Below are 20,014 nucleotides of genomic sequence, written 5' to 3'. Positions count from 1 at the left end.
AACCCGCATTACCCTATCTTACTATATGCTCAGATTTCTTAACATAATATGGATGTTATTTATCAGTCATTCGGTGATTGCGCAGTTTGGTCCTCTAAAAAATCTTTCAATAGAGGAGGAATCAAAATTAATGGAGTACAATTCTAAATGTGTACATAGAGACAAATATAGTCCTTCCCAAAGGCAACTGCTTTACCCTTTTAACCAGACAGTATTCATTTCTTTAATATCTTTTCAAGATACAGTATCCGAATTTTCAAGCCATCTGCCAGTTAAAAAAGGAATTTTAGATACCGGAATGGTAAAGGAGGAAATCAAATTATCCAAAGCAGACATTAATAAACTGACAGATTTACTTTTTAATTATGGTTATAGATCTAAAAAGTATGGAGTGATTGAAGATAGAATGTCCTGCTATGACCCTTACAATGCCATCTTATTTTTTAACAATCAGAGAAAAGTAATCGCTTATATCGAAATCTGCTTCGATTGCCTACGTATGAAATTTAGCTCAGAAAAAATAAAAGTGGGAGAAAACTGCACTGAAAAATTTAGTATGCTCAAAAATTTCTTCGTATCAAAAGGAATCAAATTTGTTTCAATAGACCATACGGATTAATTATGAGAGCTTATAACGAAACCTTAGCCCTTCGCGTTGCCGAACGTTTAATGCATATACAAGATGTAGAGGAAAAAGAAATGTTCAGTGGGCTTATTTTTATGGTGAACGGCAAAATGTGTATTGGTGTTTCTAAGAACAGCATGATGGTGAGGCTCGACCCCAATACTTTAGAAAATTTATCCGATAAAGATGGCTGGCAGCAAATGGTTATGGGCGGTAGACCAATGAAGGGCTACATTTCGGTATCAGAAGATGTTTTGGGCCGGAATGATGAACTGGATTTCTGGGTTAACCTTGCTTTAGCTTTCAATCCTTTTGCGAAAGCATCCAAAAAGAAAAATTAAATAACCAGCCACAAGCCCTTAAAAACTAGCAAGAGCCATATTTTTTGATTAATTTTGTTGTTCTAATCAAATTTTATGAAAAAAGGAGCTGCCATAGCGGTATTTCTGCTATCAATTTCATTTACTGTTCTGGCTCAAGTTAAAAGAACTGCAACATCAACAGAAACCAAAGAAACAAACACGCAACAGTTACGAACTCAGGCTCCCGAGGGGCATTATTGTGATTATTGTAAGCTAAATTATCCAGAATCACATTTCCCATGCATCATGAAATCCATCAAAGGTAAACTAGACGTGACCACGGGAGAGGTAAGTTTTATTGCCGGACAACCCATCGGTGGCATTGTGGTTAAAGGTGGTAAAAATCCAGGAGACAATTCAATTAGCCTGGTAACCAATGAAAATGGTGAAATAGAATTTAACAACGCAAATGCCGGAAACTATAAATTTATCATTTCTGTGCCTTCAACCAATTCAAAATCGAGGGTTGCAGGTTCACCAATTGGCGGTATAATCGTTAAAGGTGGCAAAAATCCAGGTGGCAATCTAATTACTTTAATTACGAACGAAAATGGCGAAATAGAACTCAACAACCTTCCTGAGGGCACATACAAATTTACTGCACTAGGGGCTTCGGCAACTGAGAAAAGCAATCCTTTATACAAATCGAGTTATTCGGAAAAGGTAAATCCCCTATCTAAAAACTAAAATCGTTAAATTTACGCTACGTTCCATTTTTGGCACTATTATGGAATCTTTCAAGTCTGTGCATCTTTAAATTGTTATACATTTAAAACACACATTATGAAACGTTTAAATTTAATTTTGAGCCTTGCCTCTCTTTTGATTGGGGTTCAATTGTCTGCCCAAACCAATAAAGAAACTACAGTAAAAATTGTAGCGGATAAGAACTATACTTTTGTTGCCAACACCGCCCTGCCAATGTCCAATAATGATATTAATAAAGTGTTCAGCATGATGCCTGGCGCATTAGGGGGTTCTTCTATAAACCTTACAGGTTCGCAATATGATGTTAGGGTTACTAAAGACAGTATTGTTGCTTACCTACCTTATTATGGAAGATCGTTTTCTGCTCCGATGGATCCTACTCAAGGTGGCATTAAATTTACCTCAAAAGATTTTACCTACACAGAATCGAAGAATAAAAAAGGATCCTATACCATCCAGATTAATACAAAGGATGTAAAAAGAGAAAATTATCGGTTTACCATTAATATCTCGACCAATGGCTATGCCTCATTAACGGCTAGCAGTGTAAATAAACAACCCATCATTTTTAACGGTTACTTAGATGAGCCGAAGAAACAGGATTAGAAGTTTGTCATCCTGAGCCTGTCGAAGGACCTATCTAAATTAATATTAAGGCATTTCGACAAGCTCAATGTGACATATCGATAAATTAAACTACTTTTTAACCAACTCGATCTGAAAAATATGCGGCCATTTTTTACCGGCAACAAAAAGTCTTTTAGTTGCTTTATCATAAGCAATGCCATTTAGCACATTGTTAGCCTTTTCATCTTCGGTTTTAAAATAATCAGCAGGCAGTAGTCCGGATAAATCAATCTTGCTTTCAACGGCACCTGTTTGTGGATTGATAATCAGGATTTCATTCGTAGTATATACGTTTGCATAAATTTTACCGTCGATAATTTCAAGTTCATTCAGGTTTTGGATGGCTCCTTTATTATCAAAAACATCAATCGAACCAATTTTTTGATAGGTATCTTTATTTAAGAAAAAGATGGTGTTCGAACCATCCGTATTCAATACTTTCTCACCATCAAAAGCCAAGCCCCAGCCTTCTCTGCCAGTAGTGTACGAAAATTCAGATAGTTTTTTAAAGGTAGCTTTATCATATACAAAGCCAACTTTTTCTCGGTAGGTTAACTGAATAATTTTGTTTCCTATTACGGTTATACCTTCTCCAAAATATTGTTTATCTAAATCTGCTTTCTGAAGGATTTTTCCTGTAGAAGGTTCTACTTTACGTAAACTGGAATGACCATAATCGCCAGCACTTTCGTAAAAAAAACCATCATGATATTCTAAGCCCTCTACATAAGAAGAGGTATCGTGAGGCAAGGTTTTAAGCACCTTATAGGTATATTCCGTTGGCGCCTGAGCTGCTAAAACATTAATATTGGAGGTTAAATCTTCAGATTTTCCGGCACCAAATATTTTGGCTGTTACCAGATGATTACCCAATTTTAAACCTTCAGTTTTAAGTTTAATGGCTGAAGTATCAGCTTTTGAAACGACTTTAATGGTATCGATTAAGTAAACTACAGAATCTACTTTTTGCTCAGCGCCAAACTGCACTTTAACCTCAAATTCATTTCCTGACGGTACATTAAGACCAGTCATTGGTGAAAGAAAGCTACGGTAAGTTGTGGTAGAACTGTTTTTACACGAACTTACGAATGCAAGCGCGATTCCGATAAATATGAAACTTTTGATGGGGTTAATCTTCAGGCCAAAACGCATCTTCAATATGGTTTAAATTATAATTTATATTTTTTGTAAATGTAATTGCAATAATATCAAAACGGATATCATTTTGATGGTTCATTAATTCAATATAAGCATTAGCGGCCAGTTCCATCTGTATTTGCTTAGCTTTGTGTACAAATTCTTCCGGCTCGCCAAAAGCAACCGAGCTCCGGGATTTAACTTCGACAAAAATCATAATGCCGTTTTTATAAACAATTAAATCTACCTCGGCCTTACCATATGTCCAGTTTTCATCTAAAATCTCGTATCCCTTATCTTCCAGATACCGTTTGGCAATACTTTCTCCTTCTTTACCTAAATCGTTGTGGAGCGCCATACCTAATAGTTGTTGAATGAATTATAGTTTCTTTATCTAGAACGATCGTCATGATTGAAAAGCCGTCATTTCGAGCGGAGTACAGCGCAGTCGAGATGACGAAATCTTTACAGGACTCTATCATTTGCATTTTATTTAACAATAACAGAACCCAGGAACTTGGAAATCTCTCGTTCAACCCCTTTAATTACTCCATAACGTTGCATTAAGATCATTTGGTTATCCTCGTTCTTTTCCTCTTTAATTTCTTTCAACAGATTCATCAATATTTTCTCGACTTTACGTTTTTTAAGGTGAAAAATGCCTCCCAAAATAGTCGCCTTTAAATTCATCGATTCATCTTTAACATAGATAAGATGTTTATTTAACCAATTTTCGCTTAAAGCGTATTCGGAGGTTGAAAGTGTAATGGCTAAATCGGCAATATCTCTATCCTCATGTTTAACAAAGTGGTTCGATGTGGGTAATCTGCCATTATCGATTTCTGATTTATAATAATCGATAATTCTTTTACAAAGTGGATCATCGAATTCTACATCGCTCAGGTTCTGCATGATGAATGAACCGATGTACATGTCATCAATTTTATCCCAGTTTACAAATTCGTGCCCGAAAGCCAATAATAAGCGCACAATTTCTTTTTCCTGATGCTCATTCTCTTCTACGGGTTGTTCGTAACCCATTGGGCCTGCACTGTCATCCCATAAATTATCGGGTGGACCAAGCGGCTCTGGAGGACCAGAAGAATATGGTTTTGGACTTGATGATGGATTTGCACGCTGGTTATTATCAAAGCTTTTTTTAAGCTTAGTCGAACGCATTTTGTTTAATTCGCTCAATAGGATATGCTCATCAATTTCGAGCAAACTGCTACACTCTCGGATAAAAACAGATGCTTTGATCGGGTCAGGGATTTTGGCAATACTCTCCACAATATCGCGGATAATGCCTGCTCTCTTAATCGGATCATTGCCCGCATCTTTAAGTAGCACATTCGCTTTATATAAAATAAAGTCTTTCCTATTCTGCTCGAGATAGGTTTTAAATGCGCCCGCACCAACATGGTGCATATAAGAATCGGGATCATGACCATCGGGAAAGGAAACAATTTTCACGTTCAGCCCCTCTTCCAAAATCATATCCAGACCACGTAGTGAGGCTTTAATACCCGCAGCATCACCATCAAATAAAATGGTAATATTTTGAGTAAAGCGTCCGATCAGTTTAATCTGTTCTACCGTTAACGAAGTACCTGATGAGGCCACTACGTTTTCTATTCCGGCCTGATGCACCGAAAGCACATCGGCATATCCTTCGGCTAAATAACAGTTATCTAAATCGCGGATGGCTTTTTTAGCATGAAACAAACCGTAAAGTACATTCGACTTGTGGTAAATCTCACTTTCAGGTGAGTTTACATATTTCGGAACGTTTTTATCCGTTTTTAGCGTCCTACCACCAAAACCAATAATCCTGCCGGTAAAATTGTGGATTGGAAACATTACCCGACCGCGAAAGCGATCGTAAATTTTGCCGTTATCGTTTTTGATCGATAATCCGGTGGCTTCTAAAAACTCTAATTTATGGCCTGCGTTGATAGCGCTCTGTGTCATCGCATCCCATACGTCAGGAGAATAACCCACCTCGAATTTCTTCAGAATATCTTCTCTAAAGCCGCGTTCTTTAAAATAGCTCAGGCCTATTCCTTTGCCTTCGTCGGTTTCCCAAAGCTGTTTTACAAAAAATGCAGCAGCATATTGTGAAACTACGTAAAGGCTTTCTTTGGCACTTTGCGCTTCTGCATCCTGAGGGCTTAACTCGGCTTCCTCAACTTCTATATTGTATTTATTGGCTAAAAATTTAAGTGCCTCTGGATATGAATACTTTTCATGATCCATAATGAAGCGCACCGAATCACCTCCTTTACCGCAACCAAAACATTTATAAATGCCTTTAGTTACGGATACGTGAAAGGAAGGGGTTTTTTCGCCATGGAAAGGGCAATTACCAATTAAACTGGTTCCGCGTTTTTTTAAGTGCACAAAATCCCCAACTACCTCCTCAATACGGGCGGTATCCATTATCTTATCTATCGTTTCGCGGTTTATCATAACCCCAAACCCCTTAAGGGGCTTTTACCTTTCTTTTAATGTAAAATATATTTTCTTCGGTTCGCAATGACGAATCGGCTTATTTAACTACAAAGATAACAGAGAAAAAACACAAAGAACACAGAGAAAAAATTCTTTGTGTTCTTTGTGGAATACTTTGCCCGCTCTGTGGTTTAGAACCTACTATTTTACCAAAGGCAATAACTGATCGGCGACCAATTTATTACCTGTTTCATTTAAGTGTACCCTATCAACGGTTAAAATGCCTTTTTCTTTATCTTCCGGGTTATTTTTCGCCTCGTATTCGGCAAAAATTTTCCTTAAATCGCATACAGGTAGATTGTTTTTTGCAGCCAATGTTCTAATCCCTTCAGCATATTTATTCAAATCGGCATCTAACTCATTGGTACCATCTTTTTTCTCACCAACAACAGATGGGGTAACCAATACCACTTTGCTGCCTACACCCTGAATTTTATTAATCAAAGCCTGGTAAAACTTTAAATATTTATCGTAATCTGTTCCGGTATGAGAAGATTGTTTATGCCAAACATCGTTAATGCCTACGTAAATCACCACTAAATCAGGTTTTTTATTCAGCACATCATCTTCTAAACGCAGGTATAAATCGTACACCTTGTTACCGCCTATCCCTGCGCCAATTACATCATATTTAGTAGAATCGAGCGATTTTTTGATCAGGGTTACGTAACCATTTTTAGAAACACCCTGTTGGGTAATGGAATCGCCAAAGAAGATAATTCGTTTTGGTTTAAATGTCATTGATGTTAATGCAATTAAGCAAAAGCTTAGTAAAATACTCGTTTTAAATAATGTTTTCATTGTATAATTGGTTAGTGTTATTTTGTATTCGTCTTTTTAAAATCCAGGTCCTGGAAATCGAAACTAAAATCCGTTAGCGGCGAAATCGCTTCTATTTTAAAACTATCGGCCAAAGCATTGTTATCTAAATTAAAATTAACAAAAGCATCGGCATCTAAGCTTCTATCATACCATTTTACAATAAAGGTATTTCCTTTGTAGTAAGTCATGTCGCCTTTCAATTTTGGTGCATTCTTAGCCTGAAAATGCATCTTGCCGTTCACCTCACTAATGGTTACACCGCCAAACCAGGCATCGTGAAAAGTGCCATAATAATTTTTAGCATCTGGCTTTACGGCAGACAATTTTTGTTGAGCCGCAATATCGCTCCAAACTTTGCTTACCATTTCATCGGCCTGTTTTTCATTTTTGAGCCTGTTATCGTTATAGGTTTTAATCCGATCCTGTCCTTTGATTCCTAAATAACCATCTTTAATCGAATTCGTGATTGCATTAAATGCAGCGCCCGACTGCTGGTTGGTTAATACAATAATACCCAATTTCATTTCGGGAAGAATGGTTACCTGCGTTACAATTCCTGAAAGCCCCCCGGTATGTGTCGCCTGAAAATTGCCATTCACATTACTCAGAAACCAACCCAGGCCATAACTACTAAAAGCGGCCGGATTACCGCCTGCAATAATGGTTTGCGGCGTCCAAAGTTCTCTTGCTATAGCAGGGCTGAATAATTTCTTATCCAATGCCTCGCCATACTTACCACCGTTAATCATGGCCATTACCCATTTGCTCATATCGGTAACGTTCGAATAAATCCCCCCAGCAGCATTGGCGATCTCTCCAAAACTTAGTCCTACAGGTAGCAGTTTACCTTCGTAAGGTGCATGGCCATCAATTACATTCGATTTGTCTTTTAAGCGGTACCACGAAGCTGCTGTTTTGGTCATGCCCAGTGGTTTAATGATCCTGCTTTCTATAAAATCTTCATAGGTAATTCCCGAAACCCTTGCTACCACATCGCCCGCAACAATGTACATCAGGTTATCGTAATCGTATTTGGTACGGAATGATGAAACTGGTTTCAAATATCGTAAATTATGGATCAGTTGCTTTTTATTTACTGTTGAAGAATCTGGCCAGATCATTAAATCGCCAGCCCCTAAACCCAAACCACTGCGGTGTGTAAGCAGATCGCGGATGGTAAATTCGCTGGTTACATAAGCATCGTACATTTTAAATTCCGGAATTACATCAGTAACTTTTGTATCCCAAGTGATTTTCTTTTCATCAACTAACATACCCAATGCAGCAGCGGTGAATGCCTTTGTATTTGATGCCACGCCGAAAAGGGTATTCTCATCAACTTTTTTGTTCGTTTTGATGGAACTTACACCATAACCTTTTAAATGGATTACCTTACCATCTTTAATTACAGAAACTGCAATTCCGGGAACATTGAAGGTTGTTAATGTTTTTTCTACAACACTATCGATCTGTTTTGAAGTGAGCACCTGTGCATGCGCATGCAGGGCTAAAAACAGAGATAAAGCTAATGATATCTTAAATTTCAATGAAGAAAAGAGTTGCATATTTATTGGTTTAAATAATCGTTTAAAGATAATAACCTGAATTCGATTAATATTTATTCTCAATGATTAATTTTCATCCCCTCATCTCAACGCGATCGTCATGCTGAATTCATTTTACAAGTAGAATAGTGTTTTCAATTGCTTTGTAGCTACTACGTGGTCAGCATCTTTCATGCAAAATAGGCCCTGAAATGAATTTACTGCGTAGCTTTCCACTGCGCTACAGGTCAGGGTGACGACTCCCTAGATATTAAAGACACCTTAAAACGCGTATTAGAAATTCTATCAATCCCTATTTGCCCTTTTCGAGTTTATAATCTTTATGTACAATTAAAAAACTTGCCCGCTCCTCCTTTTTGAAAGGATAATCCCAGTTGCCCTGATAGGTAATTTTGGTTGGCAATTTATCTTCTCCGAAATAGCCCATTTCTATATTCATCTGCACATCAAAATCAAATAGCATGTTGCTATATTTCATATCTACATAACGACCAAGAATATTAAAATTGCGTTTATCGAAGATTGTAACCAATTCTTTAATCATGATACCGTCTTTTGTCCAGCTGCTTAAATCGGGTTTAACTGAAACCTTAAAACGGTAAACCGGAATAGAATCAAGATAGGTACCACTGGTGAAACCATAATCGTAATACTGTCGCATATTGGCCGAAAATATTTCGGTTTTACTGCCAATAAAAGGAACTTTTACCGGACGGCCAGGATTAAAGATCAGTGTTTTGAGCTTGTCTTTATAACTTTCATTTGTCCCACCCTTTCCGTCAGGTTTAGGTGCGTTGGGTACAAAATCAGTGTTATAGGCATTCATAAAAATGTAATCGAACATCTCTACGGTATAAAGTTGGTATTTGCCGTTTTTCTTATAAATTTTTCCGGTATCCTGTTTTACCAGATACTCCATTTTATAAGGACCGCTATTGTTATGCCGGATTTTACGGTAGATTTTTCCATCAACCTTATTCTTTTTATCGTAACTATAAATCCTGTTTTCAGCAATGAAAGTATAACGTTTCATATCCCTAAACGATTGATAAAAGGAAGTATCGTACATCACCTTTCTGATAAATGTTTCTACATTCAACTTTTCGGCTTTGATATTTACTACCGAATCGAGCGTAATGGTTTTAATTGTATCAGGATTAAAACGGTTGATTTCCTGAGCAAAACCTGTGTAAAAGAGCGACGTTAGCAGTAAAAACAAAAATACTTTTTTCATGGGAAGGTAGATGTAAAAGATAAAATGAATAATGTATCATGAAAGATGTAAAACAGGAGAATGATCAATTCCATCCATCTTACATCCTTCATCTTATCATTAATTCCCGAGTTGTTTTAAAGCAATATAAGCCATTAATCCTGTTGATATTTTCAAAGCATCTTCATCAATATCAAATCGCGGGGTATGTACTGAATATTGTGTGTCTTTTGCGGCATTACCAGTACCTAAACGATAAAAACAAGCATCTGTTACCTGCGAATAGAAAGAAAAATCTTCGGCAGCCATCCAGATATCTAAATCAACCACATTGTCTTTGCCCAAAAAATCTTCAGCAAAAGCCCTTGCATTTGCGGTTAACTTTTCTTCGTTAATTAAAAATGGATAACCTCTATGGATATCAAAATCACAGCTTCCGCCCATGCTTTCGGCCATCCCTTCGGCCATTTTTTTCATGCGTTTGTGTGCTTCATCTCTCCAGTTTTCATCTAAGGTTCTAAACGTTCCTTCAATTTTTACTTCATTCGGGATAATGTTGGTTGCACCATTGGCAATTACTTTACCAAAAGATAAAACGGATGGCAATCTAGGGTCGGCGTTGCGGCTAACAATCTGTTGTAAGGCAACGATGATGTGCGAAGCGATTAATACCGGATCGATATTTTGATGAGGTTGTGCACCATGACCGCCTTTTCCAGTTACAGTAACATACAGCTCATCGGTTGAGGCCATGTAAATCCCAGAGCGGAATCCCACCTTACCTGCATCGATCATTGGCATAACATGCTGGCCGACTATGTAGTTAGGCTTTGGATTCTCCAATACACCTTCTTTAATCATGATACTCGCTCCGCCTGGCAATAACTCCTCTGCGGGTTGGAAGATCAATTTGATGGTTCCACCGAAATCATCTTTCAGTTGATTTAAAATATACGCTGTTCCTAAAAGTGAAGAAGTATGCACATCATGTCCGCAGGCATGCATTACACCATGGTTTTTAGAACGGTAAGGTTTGTCGTTTGCTTCGTAAATAGGTAATGCATCCATATCGGCACGTAAGGCAATTACTTTATCAGATGGCTGGTTACCCTTAATTAAACCTACCACACCTGTATTGGCACAATCGGTATATTCAATTCCCCATTTTTTTAATTTATCCTTGATGAACAATGAAGTTTCGAATTCTTTGAAAGATAATTCAGGATTGGCATGGATATGTTGGCGATAGCCCACTACATCGTTAAAAATGTTCGCGGCTAGTTCTTGTATTTTATTTTTGATCATTACTTGTTGTGGTATCTAAACTTGGTGCATTAATTTTTTCCCTAAAAATAAACAGTGTCGGGAAGTTTGGCCTGAGTTCATTTATAAGGCGTTGCGCTTCTAACCGTGTACGGAAGTCGCCAACCCGAACATAATAGTTTGGTTCTTTATAAACGAGATAGGTATTATATTTAGGGTAAAGCCCTTTAAACCTTGCCTGTTCGTTAAAAACCTCACGCCGGTCTGACCCATAGAAAATCTGTACGCGGTAGCCGTAAGCCGAAACAATGGGCTTGCCCGGTTTTACCTCTCCAGAAGTTTTATAAACTTCCAAACGTTTGGCAATTAAACTATCAATTAAGGGATCTTTTATAACTGTAACTTCTCCTTTTTGTGCAAAAGCAGTGGTAAAAAGGAACAAACAGCCGATAAAAGTTAATATTGTTTTCATGTGTTAAAGACCTTGACATTTAGTGAATAGATGAATAAATATCATCTCATTTCTTCTTAACAACAAGAATGCCGAAATCGTTGCAAAAATCGGCATTCTTTATGGGTTAAGCAAATAGTTATTATTTGGGTAGAAATTCTTACTGGTCGTAGGGATTGGAAACCTTTAATCTAGAAAGCCTATCGAAGTCTTTAGTGTTCCGTGTAATAAGGGTAAGTTTATTTACAATAGCAGTTGCTGCAATTATCGCATCCGGCAATTTGAGATTGTAATGTTTGCGTATTTCTGCAGTTTGATCTTTTACATCTTGATCGAGTTCATACACATAAGAATCTTTAATAAAGTTCCTAAGTGTTAATAAATCATTGTCGTTAGCTGATTTCCAACAAAGAAGTTCAATTTCTGTGATGGCTGAAATGGCAGGCTGAGAGGTTGATATAATACTATCAATAAATTTTTCGGCACTTGGCGTAAATTGCCGCTGAAGGAAATAAATAACTGTATTCGTATCCCAAAGATAGTCTACTCCCACTCGTTACGAATACTGTTTAATTGATCGTCAACATCAGAAATTGGCTGTTTTTGCATCGAACCTTTATATTTTGAGATTAAATCGTTATCTGTTACATTCGATGTAGCAGAATCCTTTCTCAAGCGAATAACTTTGAGAAGCTCCAGGTCCTTTAAAAGACTTAGAGCCTTTTCGTTTAAAATATCTAAGGTTATTGTTCTCATACTCAAAAATACTAAAAATATATCTTGATGTCAAGACGTAAAGACGTCAATACAAAAGCCAGATTCCTTTCGAAATCCGGCTTTAAGAATAATAACCATAGCGATTAATTAATTCGTTTTCTTAGCTTCAAGTGTAAATTCGTAAACTTTTGGATCGTATTTCATCATCGCTCCTGTAGCAGCATCAACAATAAATCCTGGAATAAACAAGAAATTTACCACAGATACGGCATTAAATGTGGATTGGGGCTGAAATGTTTTGGTTTCATAACCGTCTAGTTTCAAACTGATGGTTTGTCCGGTAAATCCCTTTTTTAGCGGTACAGCCATTGGTGTAATACCTGTTTTGGCTCCATCTACTTCGATAGTAGCCGCAGGTGGATTTGAATTGATTTGAACGGTTTGGGTGGTTCCCGTAAAAATGGTGGCGCAGCTCGATAGCAGCAATGTCGCTGAAACAGCGGCAATGTTAAAAACTCTTTTCATTTGTGTGTGTTGTGTGTGTTTTCTTACTCTTATGGCTTTTCAGTTCCGCCCCGTTTTTTTATGGTTTCTGGACTCCATTTTTAAGTTTATTAGTCATTAAGAAATTGCCTACCAATTTCAAATTGATCGTTCCTAAATATAAGTGTTAATTTGAGAATTAAAAATTTAGTTATAAAAAAAGCCTCAACAAATGTTGAGGCTTGGTAAAGTATTATATACCTTGATTATAAATTAGCGCCGTGGCAATTTTTGAATTTTTTACCACTACCGCATGGGCAAGGTTCGTTTCTGCCAACGGTTGCTTCCTTACGGATTGGCTGTTGTGGAACGGGCTCACGTGTATCGCCAAACTCGATGCCTGGTTCTTCTCTTCCAAATTCTTGTTTAGTAGTTTGCAACTTCGGTTGTTTTACCGGGGCTGGTGCTTCTCTAACCTGATCTGGTTCTTGCTGAACCGGTATACCGCCTTTATACAAGAAACTTACTACTTCTTTATTTACTGCATTAAGCATGTTTTTAAATAGGTTGAAAGCTTCCATTTTATAAATTACCAATGGATCTTTTTGTTCGTAAACTGCATTTTGCACCGATTGTTTCAAATCGTCCATTTCACGTAGATGCTCTTTCCAGCTATCATCGATCAAAGCTAAAACAATAGTTTTTTCGAATGAACGAACTACTTCTTTTCCTTTGTTATCAATTGCTTTCTTCAAATCAACCGCTACCTGAATACCACGGATACCATCCGTAAACGGAACCACAATCTGTTCGATGTGCTCGCCGCGTTCCTGATATACCTGGGTTAGAACCGGTAATGATTGCTGGATAATAGCTTCCGATTTACGTGCGTAAAATGCTTCAGCTTCTTCGAATAACCTTTCAGTTAATTGAGGGATGTTGGTCGAAGTAAATTCTTTTTCGGTAATAGCTGTATCTAAAGAGAAATTTTTGATTACTTCCAGTTTGAAGCCATCGTAATTTCCTTCTTGTTTATATTCGCTAACGATATCTTCAGCAACATCGAAAACCATATTGTTCATATCTACATCTAAACGCTCGCCAAATAAAGCATTTTTACGTTTAGCGTAAATTACAGTACGTTGTGAGTTCATCACATCATCGTACTCCAGCAAGCGCTTACGGATACCAAAGTTGTTTTCTTCTACTTTCTTTTGTGCACGTTCGATAGATTTGGTAATCATAGAATGTTGGATCACTTCGCCATCTTCGATACCCATACGTACCATGATACCTGAAATACGCTCTGAACCAAATAAACGCATTAAGTTATCTTCTAATGAAACGAAGAACTGAGATGAACCTGGATCACCCTGACGACCAGCACGACCACGTAACTGTCTATCTACACGGCGGGACTCGTGACGCTCGGTACCTACAATCGCTAAACCACCAGCTTCTTTAACACCTGCACCCAATTTAATATCGGTACCACGACCAGCCATGTTGGTTGCAATGGTTACCGTTCCGGCCTGACCAGCTTCGGCAACAATATCGGCCTCTTTCTGGTGCATTTTGGCGTTTAATACATTGTGTTTAATTCCGCGCAGTTTAAGCATACGGCTTAATAACTCTGAAATCTCTACGGATGTGGTACCCACCAATACCGGGCGACCAGCTTTTGGCTCCAACTGGCCAGTTTCAGGATTAACCGCAGGGATTAAACCACCTTTGGCATCTAATTTAGGTACTGGTCTGCCTGTTTGATCGTATTTGATAACAGGTTTACCATCTTTCTGTTTCACATTACCTTCTTTGTCTGTTTCATATTCAGTTTCGTAATGAGAATACGGGAAAACAAGGTATTGTATCTCTGCAGCAACGGCATTATATTTCTCACGAACGGTACGGTAAACATAATCCTGTTCATCAATCCTGGAAATATTTCTGTTGGTTGGAATTTCTACCACATCTAATTTATAGATCGACCAAAACTCGCCAGCTTCTGTTGTTGCTGTACCCGTCATACCGCAAAGTTTGTGGTACATACGGAAATAGTTTTGCAAGGTTACAGTTGCATATGTTTGAGTAGCATCCTCAACTTTTACATTCTCTTTAGCCTCAATTGCCTGGTGTAAACCATCTGAGTAACGACGGCCATCCATAATACGGCCTGTTTGCTCATCAACGATTTTGATTTTTCCTTCATCGATGATGTATTCCACATCAATCTCAAATAAAGTATAAGCTTTTAACAATTGGTTGACCGAGTGGATACGTTCTGCTTTAACAGAATAATCGCGCATTAAAGCGTCTTTCTGAATAACCTTTTCTTCTAAAGGCAGATCAGACTTCTCTAAGTCTGCCACTTCAGTACCAACATCAGGCAGCACGAAGAAATTCGGATCTTCACCCGATTGGGTAATCAGTTCAATACCCTTTTCAGTTAATTCAACCTGGTTGTTTTTCTCATCGATATAGAAATACAGTTCAGAATCTACCTTAGGCATATTCTTAGATTGATCTGCCATGTAATGGTTTTCTGTTTTCAACAGCAAGCCACGAACACCGCTTTCACTTAAAAACTTAATTAAAGCTTTGTTTTTTGGCAGACCACGGTATGCACGCAATAAGGCCAAACCACCTTCACCCTCTTCGGTTCCGCTGTTGCCTGCATTGATTAATTTTTTCGCTTCGTTTAATGCTTGCGTTACATAAGCTTTCTGTGCATTAACCAAACGTTCGATACGTGGTTTTAATTCATAAAACTCATGTTCGTCGCCGCGTGGAATCGGACCAGAAATAATCAAAGGCGTACGGGCATCATCAATCAAAACTGAATCGACCTCATCTACCATTGCAAAATGCAGCTTGCGTTGCACCAATTGATCCGGTGTCTGCGACATATTGTCACGCAGGTAATCAAAACCGAACTCGTTATTGGTTCCGTAAGTAATATCTGCGGCGTAAGCTTTTCTTCTTTCTTCTGAATTTGGCTCATGTTTGTCGATACAATCAACACTTAAACCATGGAATTCGAATAATGGACCATTCCATTCACTATCACGACGGGCCAGATAATCATTCACGGTAACAATGTGAACGCCTTGACCAGCTAATGCATTTAAATAAGCGGGCAGTGTACTTACAAGGGTTTTACCCTCACCTGTAGCCATCTCGGCAATTTTACCGCTATGCAGAACAATACCGCCAATTAGCTGCACATCATAATGCACCATATTCCAAACCACTTCGGTTCCGGCTGCATCCCACCTGTTCGCCCATTGCGCTTTATCGCCAACAATTTTAACATTGTTTTTTCTGGCGGCGTAGTCTCTATCAAACTGGGTTGCGGTAACCTCTAAATAATCGTTTTCGCTTAAACGGCGAGAAGTTTCTTTAACCACAGCAAAAGCTTCCGGAAGGATTTCCAAAAGTACTTTCTCCAATTCTGTATCACGCTCTTTGCCTAAGGCATCAACCTGATCATAAATAGCTGTTTTTTGGTGAAGATCTAAATCTTCGCTCTCTGCATCAGCTTTTAGTGCTGAAATTTTCTCATCAATCTCTTTTAAAAAGGCTGAGATCTTATCTTTAAATTCCATTGTTTTACCACGTAACTCATCGTTGCTAAGTGCAGACAGTTTACTGTAGTGTTCATTAATTTTAACAACCAATGGCTGGATAGCCTTTATATCTCTTTCTGATTTACTTCCGAAAACCTTCGCTAAAAATCCTAACATTATAATATTTTAAATCGTATTTATTATTAAAAAATCGTGTGTTACAACAACCAAGCCATTGTCTTTCTTAAGTCAGTTTGGCAGTTATTGCGATGAATGGGGGACAAAATCTTGTAAAAGATCTTTTAAGAAAAGAAAGCTAGGGGCTGTTATTCTTCGGTTTTTTTCTGATTGTTAAATCAGCAATTACCTGATTTACGCTCACATATTTTGCAACTTTTAACGGGGCTTGGGTGCCGATTAAAGCCAGCTTGGTATACGATAACAGATAAGGGTTACGGTCTTCATTAAGTTGAATCGAAGCTTTACCACTTGCATTAACACTGATATTATGCTCATTACAATATTCGTTCAATATCCTTAACCCTTCAACGCGTTCGGCTTTTGCCAAATGTGTTAAGCTAAAAAATACAAGCGATATGGTAACCAGGTGTTTCATTAATAGCGGCAAAGCTAGTTTTAATCTTTTATAAAAAGAAATTACATCATTGCAAAAAGCGTACCTCAATTTCCCGGATTTTTTCGCTTTTGCTTTTTAACAGGATTCGAGCTTGCATTTGAGTTAAATGTAAAAGTTCAATATGCTCCTAATAATCGTTTTATTTCATAAAGACGTTAGGATTTCTTAGCGTCTTTTTTAATTTTATGCCATGTGGAGAAAAAACACCAATTAACGATGGAGCGCATATCTGGAAAAATATTTTTAGCTGATGAGCGGGAGTTAACAGAAACTTCGGCACTAAGAAGATACAGCACCTTTAATTTCGAGAAATATTACAGTGAACACAGGACACCTTTTGCCAACTTATTTTTATGTAATGATGAATTGATTGTTGGCGGAAAGGTTACGTTTTTTCTATGCAAGGAAGATTCGCTCCAGATATTTATACCCATTAAAGGTGGGATAGATATTGTTGCCAATGGAAAAGAATTTGCGGTAAAAACCGGGCAAGTACAGGTATTGAACGTGGGTAAGGGCGAAGTATTAGAAATCAGCAATCCCTATCAAAATGACATGATTAATTACATGCAGTTTGGGATTAAAACCGATATGTTTTTAATGAGGGCGAGCGAAATGCTTTTCAACTTCGATTTCGAAAAAGACCAGAACCAACTGCTCGAAATTATTGCTAACCCGAAATTGCCTTTTAAATTAAGTGCAGGTATTTTTGCTGGCCGCGAAGAAGCCGTTTATAAAATGCAAAGTCCAAACCATCAGTTCTATGCTTTTATTATTGATGGGGCTTTTGAAATTGAAGGTCGCTTGATGCACACAAGAGACGGTTTAGCGCTCTGGGGTATTGAACAGGTAGAACTGAAAGCATTGAGTAATAATGCAATTGTGGTGGTTTTAGCGTTTGGATTTTAATGCCCCCACCGCTCTATTTTCCCCGCAGATTTAGAAGATTGTCGCAGAGTTTTTCGATAGGCTTAGGCTGAAAATCCGTCGTCAAGTCAGATGTTACCATCTGACTTAGTACATATCTAAAAAGATTTTGATTCAGCGTAAGATGGTAACATCTTACACCAATAATATTTTATTGACGCTGGGTTTTGCGTTAGGGATTGTAAGGGTTCGGTACCGATTAAGCATCTGCTTTTATTTAGTTACGGTATGCTTGCTTGTTTCACAGGTCTTCATCGGTACCGCGGCGAAGCGTAGCCCTGCAAAGCTCGACCTCTTCCTGATTCTTCATCATGGAGAGGGAACGCCCAAATGATTAAATAAGATAAATTACCTGATTATCCTTCGACAGGCTCAGGATGACATTTTATTTGAAAACCACTTCTGTAGCACCATAGCCAAACTTTTCTTTTCTGGCATCCATGTATGTTTTTACATGTGGATTTTTACTGATCAGTTTATGAATTTTATCCCTCAAAGTGCCATTTCCAGAACCGTGGATAAAAACGATTTTATCGAAATGATGCACAACCGCAGCATCCATCGCAGTTTGAAAATGATTGATCTGTATCTGCAACATTTCATCAGCTTCCAGAAAATGATGATCATCTCTCAGTTTTTCTATATGCAGATCGATTTCTTTTTGAGGAGCTGCCACCGTTTTTTTCTCTTCAGTTGATTTGAAAAAACTTTCCTTTAATTTCTGTGGATCGATGGTTACCGGAACCAGATCATCCAAACGGATTAACCAGCCCTTATTTCTCAATTGAGGTAATTCCTTTTGTTCGGTGCTAAAATCTTTTGCCCTAAACTTCTTACGGATTACCAAAGGATCGATAGGTTTCACATCAGCTTTACTGAACACCAAAACCTGAAAATTAAATTCTGGCCAAAGATCAAGATCAGCCAATGAAGCAGAATAAACTAAAGTAGAACCATAAGATTCGATTGTACCATGAAAAGCACCTGCATACTTCTCTTTCCGTTCGGTGGTTAAGCTTACCAATAAAATATTTGGAGAATGGTTCTGCAGGTGAAAATGCACCACATTACCTGCCTTATCATCGGTAGCAACGGCTATATATATGCCGTTTTCGATTTTGTTAATACCGGGGATATTTACCTGGATGGGCTTTGGGGCATCCAGCTCTTCGTCTACCACACCATGACCATGCACAGAAGTTAAATTACTTACCGCAACAGGTATCTCGAAACCATCTTCATCGGTAACACCCAAAGTTTGGCTATCGATAATTTTAGTTACATAACCTTCACGTTTTTCATCAACAAAACGCACAAAATCTCCCAGTTTAAACTTCATCTTTTTATTTTTTAAGCAAAGGTTTTTAATCTATTTCATTGGTGCAATCAAGAAATGCGCTATCAAACATCATATCTTCGGACTCCGGACTTCCGACTCTATTAATGCCTTGTATCGTTTCCGTGATAAATGCTCAGATAACTTTCATACCTCGAAACGGCAATTTCGCCCTCGTTAACCGCGGCTAAAACAGCACAGCCAGGTTCATTAATGTGCCTGCAGTTGTTAAAACGGCAATTGTGCGAGGTTTTAAATATTTCTCTAAAAAAATGACCTAGTTCTTCTTTTTCGATATCAATAACGCCGAGTTCTCTAATTCCGGGAGAATCGACAATAAAACCGCCCTGTGGCAGCTCGAACATTTCGGCAAAAGTAGTGGTATGCTGTCCTTTATCGCTCCAGTCCGAAACCTCACCCGTTCTTAAATCACGATCGGGCAATAATGCATTAATCAAACTCGATTTCCCTACACCCGAGTGACCAGATATCAGTGTAATTTTATCGGTAATCAATTCCTGAATAACCGGAATATTAATGCCTTTTAAAGCCGAAACTTCGTAGCAGGCATAGCCGATATTCTCGTATATATCTTTAAACTCCTGAAGAATTTCTAAACCCTCTTTACTAAACAGATCGAGTTTATTAAACACTAAAACCGCAGGTACATCGTAAGCCTCGGCCGTAACCAGAAAACGATCGATGAAACCTAAAGATGTACGGGGCGAAGCTAGCGTAACCACCAGCATGGCCATATCCAAATTTGCAGCCAATATCTGCGCCTGCTTACTTAGGTTGATCGATTTGCGGATGATGTAGTTTTTACGTGGCAGCATTTCGTGTATCAAACCCTGGTTGCTATCCCGTTCCAGATCAAATTTCACCATGTCGCCAACCGCAATCGGGTTGGTGGTTTTAAGTCCTTTAATCCTGAATTTTCCTACAATCCGGCAATCATAGCGTTCGCCATTATCGGCCAAAACACTATACCAGCTCCCTGTAGATTTAATAACTAATCCCTGCATATTTGCGGTAAAGGTATGAATATGATTTCATTGGTAGAA

Annotated in this window: 20 protein-coding genes; 5 read left to right on the top strand and 15 right to left on the bottom strand. The window is 38.1% G+C overall.

Features of this window, described 5'->3' with window-relative positions:
* Positions 1-52: 52 nt before the first annotated feature.
* The 4 genes from ACN9MR_RS26060 to ACN9MR_RS26045 all read left to right on the top strand — a co-directional run bounded on the left by ACN9MR_RS26060 (position 53) and on the right by ACN9MR_RS26045 (position 2,301).
* Entirely contained in the window at positions 53-619 is a 567-nt protein-coding gene (locus tag ACN9MR_RS26060) for a hypothetical protein (RefSeq protein WP_426327350.1), read from the top strand.
* A 2-nt stretch (positions 620-621) separates the two neighbouring features.
* On the top strand, positions 622-966 hold the full coding sequence (locus tag ACN9MR_RS26055; RefSeq protein WP_426327349.1) for a TfoX/Sxy family protein: 345 nt from the start codon (positions 622-624) through the stop codon (positions 964-966).
* Between the two features lie 267 nt (positions 967-1,233).
* The gene (locus tag ACN9MR_RS26050) at positions 1,234-1,674 is read left to right on the top strand and encodes a hypothetical protein (protein WP_426327348.1); all 441 of its coding nucleotides are present in this window, start codon (positions 1,234-1,236) and stop codon (positions 1,672-1,674) included.
* Positions 1,675-1,770: 96 nt separating this feature from the next.
* Positions 1,771-2,301, top strand: a complete 531-nt coding sequence (locus tag ACN9MR_RS26045) for a DUF4251 domain-containing protein (RefSeq protein ID WP_426327347.1) — start codon at positions 1,771-1,773, stop codon at positions 2,299-2,301.
* Between the two features lie 90 nt (positions 2,302-2,391).
* Here the strand turns inward: ACN9MR_RS26045 and ACN9MR_RS26040 are convergent, their stop codons facing one another.
* The 13 genes from ACN9MR_RS26040 to ACN9MR_RS25980 all read right to left on the bottom strand — a co-directional run bounded on the left by ACN9MR_RS26040 (position 2,392) and on the right by ACN9MR_RS25980 (position 16,666).
* Complete coding sequence (locus ACN9MR_RS26040; protein ID WP_426327346.1) at positions 2,392-3,474, bottom strand: glutaminyl-peptide cyclotransferase; 1,083 nt, start codon at positions 3,472-3,474, stop codon at positions 2,392-2,394.
* Positions 3,452-3,817 (bottom strand): YraN family protein, encoded by a 366-nt coding sequence (locus ACN9MR_RS26035; RefSeq protein WP_426327345.1) that lies wholly within the window; start codon positions 3,815-3,817, stop codon positions 3,452-3,454. The genes ACN9MR_RS26040 and ACN9MR_RS26035 overlap by 23 nt, the downstream gene beginning before the upstream one ends.
* 131 nt (positions 3,818-3,948) lie before the next feature.
* Complete coding sequence (dnaG, locus tag ACN9MR_RS26030; RefSeq protein ID WP_426327344.1) at positions 3,949-5,928, bottom strand: DNA primase; 1,980 nt, start codon at positions 5,926-5,928, stop codon at positions 3,949-3,951.
* A 183-nt stretch (positions 5,929-6,111) separates the two neighbouring features.
* Complete coding sequence (locus ACN9MR_RS26025; protein ID WP_230142140.1) at positions 6,112-6,771, bottom strand: SGNH/GDSL hydrolase family protein; 660 nt, start codon at positions 6,769-6,771, stop codon at positions 6,112-6,114.
* Positions 6,772-6,788: 17 nt separating this feature from the next.
* Entirely contained in the window at positions 6,789-8,357 is a 1,569-nt protein-coding gene (locus ACN9MR_RS26020) for a serine hydrolase (protein WP_426327343.1), read from the bottom strand.
* A gap of 292 nt (positions 8,358-8,649) precedes the next feature.
* Positions 8,650-9,591, bottom strand: coding sequence for a hypothetical protein (locus tag ACN9MR_RS26015; protein ID WP_426327342.1), 942 nt, complete (start codon positions 9,589-9,591; stop codon positions 8,650-8,652).
* Positions 9,592-9,690: 99 nt separating this feature from the next.
* Positions 9,691-10,875, bottom strand: a complete 1,185-nt coding sequence (locus ACN9MR_RS26010) for a M20 metallopeptidase family protein (protein WP_426327341.1) — start codon at positions 10,873-10,875, stop codon at positions 9,691-9,693.
* On the bottom strand, positions 10,862-11,305 hold the full coding sequence (locus ACN9MR_RS26005) for an SPOR domain-containing protein (RefSeq protein ID WP_051691684.1): 444 nt from the start codon (positions 11,303-11,305) through the stop codon (positions 10,862-10,864). The genes ACN9MR_RS26010 and ACN9MR_RS26005 overlap by 14 nt, the downstream gene beginning before the upstream one ends.
* A gap of 139 nt (positions 11,306-11,444) precedes the next feature.
* Positions 11,445-11,837, bottom strand: a complete 393-nt coding sequence (locus ACN9MR_RS26000) for a type II toxin-antitoxin system VapC family toxin (protein ID WP_426327340.1) — start codon at positions 11,835-11,837, stop codon at positions 11,445-11,447.
* Positions 11,828-12,040: a hypothetical protein gene (locus ACN9MR_RS25995; protein WP_426327339.1), complete on the bottom strand. Its 213-nt coding sequence runs from the start codon at positions 12,038-12,040 to the stop codon at positions 11,828-11,830. The genes ACN9MR_RS26000 and ACN9MR_RS25995 overlap by 10 nt, the downstream gene beginning before the upstream one ends.
* A 108-nt stretch (positions 12,041-12,148) precedes the next feature.
* Complete coding sequence (locus ACN9MR_RS25990) at positions 12,149-12,526, bottom strand: PEGA domain-containing protein (RefSeq protein ID WP_426327338.1); 378 nt, start codon at positions 12,524-12,526, stop codon at positions 12,149-12,151.
* A 224-nt stretch (positions 12,527-12,750) separates the two neighbouring features.
* The gene (locus ACN9MR_RS25985) at positions 12,751-16,227 is read right to left on the bottom strand and encodes a preprotein translocase subunit SecA (protein ID WP_426327337.1); all 3,477 of its coding nucleotides are present in this window, start codon (positions 16,225-16,227) and stop codon (positions 12,751-12,753) included.
* 139 nt (positions 16,228-16,366) lie between these two features.
* Positions 16,367-16,666 carry a hypothetical protein gene (locus ACN9MR_RS25980; protein ID WP_426327336.1) on the bottom strand — a complete coding sequence of 100 codons (300 nt, stop codon included), beginning with the start codon at positions 16,664-16,666 and terminating at the stop codon, positions 16,367-16,369.
* Between the two features lie 237 nt (positions 16,667-16,903).
* On the opposite strand from ACN9MR_RS25980, the gene ACN9MR_RS25975 reads away from it, so the two are divergent.
* On the top strand, positions 16,904-17,596 hold the full coding sequence (locus tag ACN9MR_RS25975) for a hypothetical protein (protein WP_426327335.1): 693 nt from the start codon (positions 16,904-16,906) through the stop codon (positions 17,594-17,596).
* A 403-nt stretch (positions 17,597-17,999) separates the two neighbouring features.
* Here the strand turns inward: ACN9MR_RS25975 and ACN9MR_RS25970 are convergent, their stop codons facing one another.
* Both ACN9MR_RS25970 and rsgA read right to left on the bottom strand, forming a co-directional pair.
* Entirely contained in the window at positions 18,000-18,953 is a 954-nt protein-coding gene (locus tag ACN9MR_RS25970; protein ID WP_426327334.1) for a Smr/MutS family protein, read from the bottom strand.
* Between the two features lie 101 nt (positions 18,954-19,054).
* On the bottom strand, positions 19,055-19,975 hold the full coding sequence (gene rsgA / locus ACN9MR_RS25965) for a ribosome small subunit-dependent GTPase A (RefSeq protein ID WP_426327333.1): 921 nt from the start codon (positions 19,973-19,975) through the stop codon (positions 19,055-19,057).
* Between the last annotated feature and the right edge of the window lie 39 nt (positions 19,976-20,014).

This window comes from Pedobacter sp. R-06 (assembly GCF_049913135.1).
In the GTDB taxonomy this organism is placed as follows: Bacteria; Bacteroidota; Bacteroidia; order Sphingobacteriales; family Sphingobacteriaceae; genus Pedobacter.
Note: the sequence above shows the minus strand (reverse complement) of the source record. Positions and strands in the feature narration are given on the sequence as shown.

What these genes read in the sequence shown, in the direction of transcription:
- rsgA (WP_426327333.1), bottom strand. Translation starts at nt 19,975, where the DNA reads ATGCAGGGATTAGTTATTAAATCTACAGGGAGCTGGTATAGTGTTTTG.
- ACN9MR_RS25990 (WP_426327338.1), bottom strand. Translation starts at nt 12,526, where the DNA reads ATGAAAAGAGTTTTTAACATTGCCGCTGTTTCAGCGACATTGCTGCTA.
- ACN9MR_RS26025 (WP_230142140.1), bottom strand. Translation starts at nt 6,771, where the DNA reads ATGAAAACATTATTTAAAACGAGTATTTTACTAAGCTTTTGCTTAATT.
- ACN9MR_RS26015 (WP_426327342.1), bottom strand. Translation starts at nt 9,591, where the DNA reads ATGAAAAAAGTATTTTTGTTTTTACTGCTAACGTCGCTCTTTTACACA.
- ACN9MR_RS26020 (WP_426327343.1), bottom strand. Translation starts at nt 8,357, where the DNA reads ATGCAACTCTTTTCTTCATTGAAATTTAAGATATCATTAGCTTTATCT.
- ACN9MR_RS25980 (WP_426327336.1), bottom strand. Translation starts at nt 16,666, where the DNA reads ATGAAACACCTGGTTACCATATCGCTTGTATTTTTTAGCTTAACACAT.
- ACN9MR_RS25985 (WP_426327337.1), bottom strand. Translation starts at nt 16,227, where the DNA reads ATGTTAGGATTTTTAGCGAAGGTTTTCGGAAGTAAATCAGAAAGAGAT.
- dnaG (WP_426327344.1), bottom strand. Translation starts at nt 5,928, where the DNA reads ATGATAAACCGCGAAACGATAGATAAGATAATGGATACCGCCCGTATT.
- ACN9MR_RS25995 (WP_426327339.1), bottom strand. Translation starts at nt 12,040, where the DNA reads ATGAGAACAATAACCTTAGATATTTTAAACGAAAAGGCTCTAAGTCTT.
- ACN9MR_RS26040 (WP_426327346.1), bottom strand. Translation starts at nt 3,474, where the DNA reads ATGCGTTTTGGCCTGAAGATTAACCCCATCAAAAGTTTCATATTTATC.
- ACN9MR_RS25975 (WP_426327335.1), top strand. Translation starts at nt 16,904, where the DNA reads ATGGAGCGCATATCTGGAAAAATATTTTTAGCTGATGAGCGGGAGTTA.
- ACN9MR_RS26010 (WP_426327341.1), bottom strand. Translation starts at nt 10,875, where the DNA reads ATGATCAAAAATAAAATACAAGAACTAGCCGCGAACATTTTTAACGAT.
- ACN9MR_RS26005 (WP_051691684.1), bottom strand. Translation starts at nt 11,305, where the DNA reads ATGAAAACAATATTAACTTTTATCGGCTGTTTGTTCCTTTTTACCACT.
- ACN9MR_RS25970 (WP_426327334.1), bottom strand. Translation starts at nt 18,953, where the DNA reads ATGAAGTTTAAACTGGGAGATTTTGTGCGTTTTGTTGATGAAAAACGT.
- ACN9MR_RS26055 (WP_426327349.1), top strand. Translation starts at nt 622, where the DNA reads ATGAGAGCTTATAACGAAACCTTAGCCCTTCGCGTTGCCGAACGTTTA.
- ACN9MR_RS26050 (WP_426327348.1), top strand. Translation starts at nt 1,234, where the DNA reads ATGAAATCCATCAAAGGTAAACTAGACGTGACCACGGGAGAGGTAAGT.
- ACN9MR_RS26035 (WP_426327345.1), bottom strand. Translation starts at nt 3,817, where the DNA reads ATGGCGCTCCACAACGATTTAGGTAAAGAAGGAGAAAGTATTGCCAAA.
- ACN9MR_RS26060 (WP_426327350.1), top strand. Translation starts at nt 53, where the DNA reads ATGTTATTTATCAGTCATTCGGTGATTGCGCAGTTTGGTCCTCTAAAA.
- ACN9MR_RS26045 (WP_426327347.1), top strand. Translation starts at nt 1,771, where the DNA reads ATGAAACGTTTAAATTTAATTTTGAGCCTTGCCTCTCTTTTGATTGGG.